We start from the raw sequence: 5,644 nt of genomic DNA, 5'->3' as shown, positions 1-5,644 counted from the left end.
CCGCCGACGTGATCGTCACGATGATGACCGACGGCGCCGCCGTGGCCGAGGTGATGGAGGCCGCGGCGCCGCGGGCGCGGCGGGGCGCGGTGTGGGCGCAGATGAGCACGGTCGGCGTGGCCGCGCTCGGTCCGCTCGCCGAGCTGGCCGGGCGGCACGGGCTGACGTTCGTGGACGCGCCGGTGCAGGGCAGCCGACAGCCCGCCGAGGAGGGGAAGCTGGTCGTGCTGGCGGCGGGTCCCGAATCCGCGCGTGAGGCGGTGCGGCCGGTGTTCGACGCGGTGGGGCAGCGGACGATGTGGCTCGGCGACGACGGCGCGGCGGGCGGCGGCACGCGGTTGAAGATGGTGAGCGTGGGATACGCGATCACGCTGACGTCGCTGGTCGCCGAGTCGATGGCACTGGCGGAGGGGCTGGGCCTGGATCCGCGTGCGTTCGGCGAGGTCGTCACGGGCGGGCCGCTCGACTGCGGCTACCTGCAGAGCAAGATGAAGGCCGTCCTCGACCGGGACTTCCGTCCGACGTTCACGGTGCGGAACGCGTCCAAGGACACCGGGCTCATCATGGAGGTCGCCTCGTCCGCGGGGATCCGGGTGGACCTCACGGACGCTGCGCGGCAGCGGTTCCTCCGTGCGGTGGAGCAGGGGCACGGCGAGGAGGACATGGTCGCGAGCTTCTTCGCCGGCTTCCCCTCCTGAGCCCCGCAGCGCGGCGAAACGTCAGGTATGGGAGGCGTCCTGTTGCGGTGTGGGGACGGAGGAAGACTCCTGGCCGCTCGGCGTCTCGTGTGCTGGGGCCGCCTGGTGTGCCGATGGCGCGACCGGGGTCGGGTCGAGGGTGGCTGTGGCCGTGCCGAACATGACCGTGAACAGGTCGGGTGGGCCGGGGCGGAGTTCGACGATCGTCCCGTTGGGGGTTCGGCTGGTTTCGAGGAAGTGGTGGAAGGCGCGCATCTGCTCGGCGGTCGGGTCGGTGATGCCGGTGAGGAGCGTCCACATGGCCGCGCGCATGAACAGGCCGTGGGTGAAGACGGCGATGAGGCCGGGCTCGGGACGGGCGGCCAGGGTCTCGAGCATCACGCGGGCACGCGCCATCAGGTCGCGGAACGACTCGCCGTCGCCCCCGTCCACGCGGGAGGGGTCGGAGCGGGCCCAGTAGGCCTCGGCGTAGGGGCGGCGTTCTTCGTTGGTCGTGTTCGGGCCATGGAGCGAACCCAGATAGGTGAATTCCTGGACGGGCCACTCTTCGTAGGGGACGTCCGCGAATCGGGCGCGCGTCGGCATCGCGGTCTCGCGTGCGCGGACGAACGTGGAGCTGACGATGAGGGACGGCGCTGCGGTGAACGCGGTGGCGACGCGTTCGGCCTGGCGGCGACCGAACGGGGTGAGGGGCGCGGCGCCGGGGCCGTTGGTCGGGAGTCCCGCGTTGGACTCGCTCTCGCCGTGCCTGATCAGCCAGACGCGCCGGGGGGAGGCTTCGGTGTCCGTCACGCGGACAAGGCTGCCATACCGCCCGCTGGGAATGATGAGACGCATGGAGGTCTTGAGCAGTCGCGTTCTCGTCCGTCCCGCCGATCCCGAGCGGTCGCGCCGCTTCTACCGGGATGTCCTCGGGTTGGCGGTGTACCGGGAGTTCGGTCCGCCGGACGATCCCGGCCTGGTGTTCTTCCTCGGTCCGGGGTTCCTGGAGGTGTCGGGGCGCGGGCCCGGACCGGCGGGCGGGGGCGCGCCGATGCTGTGGCTCCAGGTGCGGGACGTGCGGGCCGAGCGGGGGCGGCTGGCCGCCGCCGGGGTCCGGGTGGTGCGGGAGCCGCAGGTCGAGCCGTGGGGGCTGGTGGAGATGTGGATCGAGGATCCGGACGGGATCAGGATCGTCCTGGTCGAGGTGCCGGGAGATCATCCGCTGCGGCGCGACCAACGTGGATAATTCTGGAAAAGACTGGAACTCCCTGGAAGTCGCGGTACGCTCTCCGGCATGTCCGGAGCACCCGGCTCCTCCCCTGACGCGCTGGAGGAGCGCATCGCCGAGTTGCGCGCGGCCGTCCGCCGCGCGGCGGCGAGCGGTGACCGGGAGACCGCGCGGAGCCTGCGCGGTGAGCTGCGGCGCGCCGAGCGGGCCTGGGACGAGGCCGTCCTCGGTGGTGATCCCGCCGCGGACTCTCCCGCCGTCCCCGCACGCGTGGAGCAGGTGAGAGCGCAGAGCGGTGCGCCTAGGGGGCTGGTGCCGGTGCGGGAGCAGGTGCACCAGGCCTTGACGCTGCTGGGTGTGCCGGCCGCGCCGAAGCTGGTCGGCGCCGTACACGGGGCTTTCTTCCCGGGGGAGATCCCGGCGGCGAGGCTGACGAGTCTGCGGCGGGACGAGGAGCGGTCGTTCCGGTCTTCTCCCTATGCACGTCCGTACTATCTCTGCGCGGCGTTGACCGCCGATCTGCTGGCTCCCGCCCGGGGGCTGCTGACGGTGAGCACGTGGCCCTTGCGGCAGCGCATCGTCGGACCGCTGAGCGCGCGCGTGGACTTCCTCACGGCCGCGATCCGGGTGGCCGAACGGGCCGAACACACCGACACCGGTCGGGACGCGGGAGTCCAGCGGCTGCTGTGGCGGTTCGCCGCCACCATTCCGGGGGCGACGGACGGTACCGTCGTGACGGACGGTGCGGTGGATCCGGCGGTGGTCGCCGAGGCGGCGCGGGCGGAGCTGGCCGTGCACCGCGACGCCGACGGGCGGGACCGCGCGGCGGCGGCACGGCGCGCGGCGGACGCGCTGGACGACGCGGCGCTGCTGTTCGGCGGCGGGCTGCGGGTCCTCCCCCGCCGCACGGGCACCGGCGACGCCACCGGCACCGGCGGAACCGGAACGGGCACGGAAGAGAACAGGAACGCAGGCGCGGGCGCGAGCCCCGACGACACGACGAACCGGCGACGGCGATGAACAGAGACGACGACCACACGGTGAGCGACCTGTCCCACCTGCGCGGCGGCGAGGCCCCGCGCAACCACGACGCCCGGACGATAGCGGCGCTGACCGCCAACCCCGGCTGCGCGCGGCGCGGGGTGATGGACGCCGCCGCCGTGGACAAGGACGCCGTGGCGCGGCACCTGGGGTTCGGCGCGCCGTTCGGCCAGTCGCAGTTCGCGATCACCCGCGGGAACGCTTTCGAGGCGCAGGTGAAGGCGGACGGCTGCGCCGAGCTGCTGGCGCTGCTGCGCGACCGGCTCGGGCTGGAGATCCCGGAGGTCGCCTACGACGACCTGGAGTCGGTAGGCACCGAGAGCCGCGAGGTGCGGCACGCCCGCACCCGGCACCTGATGGCGCGCGCCCTGGAGTCGGGCGCCGGCACGATGTTCGACCACCCGCTGCTGCGCCTGGACATCGCCGGTCAGCGCGCCTACCTGGAGCCGGACGTGATCGCGTTCCAGCTCGGCGGGCGGTTCCACGTGGTGGAGGTCAAGTCGTTCGCGGTGGTGGACGGGCAGGCCGAGCCGGAGCAGGTCGCTGCGGCCGCCCGGCAGTCGGCGGTGTACGTGCTGGCGCTGCGGGAGCTGGTCGCGGGCCTCGGGCACGATCCGGAGCGGGTGTCACACGAGGTGTTCCTGGTGTGCCCGGAGAACTTCTCCAACCGGCCGACCGCCACGCCGGTGGACGTCCGTCCGCAGCTCGCGGTGGTGAGGCGGCAGCTCGCGCGGCTCACCCGCGCCGAGGACATCGCCCGCGCCATGCCGGACGGGCTGACGTTCGCGCTCGACGAGGGCCTGCCCGAAGCGGTGCGCGCCGTGGAGGCCCGGTACGCGCCGGAGTGCATGGCGAGCTGCGAGATGGCGCTGTTCTGCCGGGACGAGGCACGCGCCTGCGGGGCGACGGGGACGCTCGGGCGGTCGGTCCGGGACGAGCTCGGCGGGGTCGACAGCGTCGTTACGGCGCTGGAGCTCGCGCGGGGCGTCCGGGAGCCGTCCGAGGACATGGCCGAGACGGCCGAGCAGCTGCGCGTCGCGGCCCGGCTGCGCCGGGAGGCGCTCGCGTCGGCTCCGGCGCCCGCCGTCCCGGCGCGGAGCGCGGCCACGCCGCTCGCGGGCGTCCCGGTGCAGGGGGCGGGCGTGCTGGAGCGGACGGCGTGAGCACGCTCACCGCGCTCGCCCAGCTGGAAGCGCTCGCGTCGGGGCGGGCCACGCCGGTCGCGACCGTCCGGCACTGCCATCTCAGCGAGACGCCGCTGGTGATGATCCCGCTGAAGCTGGCGGGCGAGGCGGCGGCGCCGCTGGCGACGATGCTCGGCACCGACCGGGACGCGCCGACGCTGCTGGTCGTCCCGCAGCCGCGCAACCGGGACCTGCGGTTCGGGTACGCGGCGGAGCTGGCCAAGGCGGTCCTGGACCACGTGGAGGCCGAGCGCGGCGCGACCGAGACGCTCGAACCGTCCAAGGACGGGGAGGAGCGGTTCCGGTACGAGCGCGCGCCGCAGATCGTCGTGCCGAACCGGGGCGGCGTGGGGTTCCTGCGGCTGCTCGGCCGCTCGACGCGGTTCCGGAGCACCGAGGGTCCGTGGGCCGTCGATCCGGCCGTCCCGGTGCTCGGCCGCTGGCTGACCTGGTTCGCCGACCGCAACGACCGTCCGGGGTCGTCGCTGTTGCTGGCGCTGACCGAGACGCTGCGGTTGCACTGGGCGACCGGGCAGAGCTCGCTGGAGGACGGCAACCTCGGCGCGCTGATGGGGTGGATCGACCCGCCCGAGGGCATGGACGGCCCGGCGGCCGCCGCCCGCGCCGAGGATCCGGTGGTCTGTCCGCCGGCCGGTCCGGCCACCGACCCGACCTTCGACAACGAGGTGCTCGCTCCGGCGATCGCCGCCTATGACGAGAGCGGCGGTGAGCCGCGCGCCGAGGAGCGGATCCGCGCGGCCGTCGCCTCTCAGCTCATCCCGACGTGGGACCTGGCCTGGCGGGCGCTGGACCTGCTGCGCGCCCTGCCCGAGGGCGCGAGCGTGCCGAGGCGGTGGGAGCGGGACCGCGACTCGTTCACCTACTTCCACCGCGAGTTCGCCGAGAGCCCTCCGCAGGCGAAGCTGGACGACGCGGTCCGCGCCGCGCGCCGCCTGCACGACCTGGAGCGCTCGCAGGAGTCCTACGAGGCGCAGCGCGCGTTCGACGATCCGCTGGTGATGGCCGAGCAGCGCCTGGCGGGCCAGGCGTTCGGCGGCGTGGTCACCGAGACCGACCCGACCCGGCTGGATGAGTCGGGCAAGCGGCCGAAGCTGCGTCCGCACGTGCGGATCCGCACCGCCGACCCGGTCCGCCTGGACGAGGGCGCGACGGTCGTGAACGCCGCCCGCCCCGGCCTGAAGGGCAGGATCGTGGAGATCGACGGCCGGGACGTGCTGCTGGAGCTGACCGGCGGGATGGGCCGCAAGCTCACCGCCGAGCCGGGCGTGCTGCCGGAGCCGGGGCAGCAGGTGGTGTTCACCTCCCGCACGGCCGACTCGTGGGGCGCGGCGAAGTTCCCCGAGCGCGAGGACACCCCGTGGACGCACGGCGGTCCGCCCGCCGAGTACCAGCCGGCCGACGAGGACGCCACGGAGGTGTGGTCGTGAGCACTCCGCCGACCCGCCCGCCGACCCGCCCGGCGGCCAGTCCGGCCGCCGAGGCGGACCGGG

Annotated in this window: 6 protein-coding genes; 5 read left to right on the top strand and 1 reads right to left on the bottom strand. The window is 74.3% G+C overall.

Features of this window, described 5'->3' with window-relative positions; translation table 11 throughout:
• A partial coding sequence (locus tag AB0J52_RS24610) for an NAD(P)-dependent oxidoreductase (protein WP_500184501.1) occupies positions 1–698 on the top strand: 698 nt, incomplete at its 5' end.
• 21 nt (positions 699–719) lie between these two features.
• On the opposite strand, the gene AB0J52_RS24605 is transcribed toward AB0J52_RS24610, so the two are convergent.
• Positions 720–1,490, bottom strand: a complete 771-nt coding sequence (locus tag AB0J52_RS24605; protein WP_500184500.1) for a histidine phosphatase family protein — start codon at positions 1,488–1,490, stop codon at positions 720–722.
• Positions 1,491–1,533: 43 nt separating this feature from the next.
• Here AB0J52_RS24605 and AB0J52_RS24600 point away from each other — a divergent pair, with 43 nt between their 5' ends.
• The 4 genes from AB0J52_RS24600 to AB0J52_RS24585 are packed head-to-tail and all read left to right on the top strand — an operon-like array spanning position 1,534 to position 5,581.
• Positions 1,534–1,926, top strand: a complete 393-nt coding sequence (locus tag AB0J52_RS24600; protein ID WP_500184499.1) for a VOC family protein — start codon at positions 1,534–1,536, stop codon at positions 1,924–1,926.
• A gap of 48 nt (positions 1,927–1,974) precedes the next feature.
• Positions 1,975–2,928: a hypothetical protein gene (locus tag AB0J52_RS24595; RefSeq protein WP_500184497.1), complete on the top strand. Its 954-nt coding sequence runs from the start codon at positions 1,975–1,977 to the stop codon at positions 2,926–2,928.
• Positions 2,925–4,112 carry a hypothetical protein gene (locus AB0J52_RS24590; RefSeq protein ID WP_500184496.1) on the top strand — a complete coding sequence of 396 codons (1,188 nt, stop codon included), beginning with the start codon at positions 2,925–2,927 and terminating at the stop codon, positions 4,110–4,112. Before AB0J52_RS24595 ends, AB0J52_RS24590 begins: the two co-directional genes overlap by 4 nt.
• On the top strand, positions 4,109–5,581 hold the full coding sequence (locus tag AB0J52_RS24585) for a hypothetical protein (protein ID WP_500184494.1): 1,473 nt from the start codon (positions 4,109–4,111) through the stop codon (positions 5,579–5,581). Before AB0J52_RS24590 ends, AB0J52_RS24585 begins: the two co-directional genes overlap by 4 nt.
• Positions 5,582–5,644: the final 63 nt, after the last annotated feature.

Origin of the sequence: Spirillospora sp. NPDC049652, assembly GCF_040675125.1 — a bacterium.
In the GTDB taxonomy this organism is placed as follows: Bacteria; Actinomycetota; Actinomycetes; order Streptosporangiales; family Streptosporangiaceae; genus Spirillospora.
This window is presented reverse-complemented; position numbering and strand designations above follow the sequence as displayed.

Excerpts from the sequence above, each read along its gene's own strand:
- AB0J52_RS24600 (WP_500184499.1), top strand. The coding sequence starts at position 1,534 with ATGGAGGTCTTGAGCAGTCGCGTTCTCGTCCGTCCCGCCGATCCCGAG.
- AB0J52_RS24595 (WP_500184497.1), top strand. The coding sequence starts at position 1,975 with ATGTCCGGAGCACCCGGCTCCTCCCCTGACGCGCTGGAGGAGCGCATC.
- AB0J52_RS24590 (WP_500184496.1), top strand. The coding sequence starts at position 2,925 with ATGAACAGAGACGACGACCACACGGTGAGCGACCTGTCCCACCTGCGC.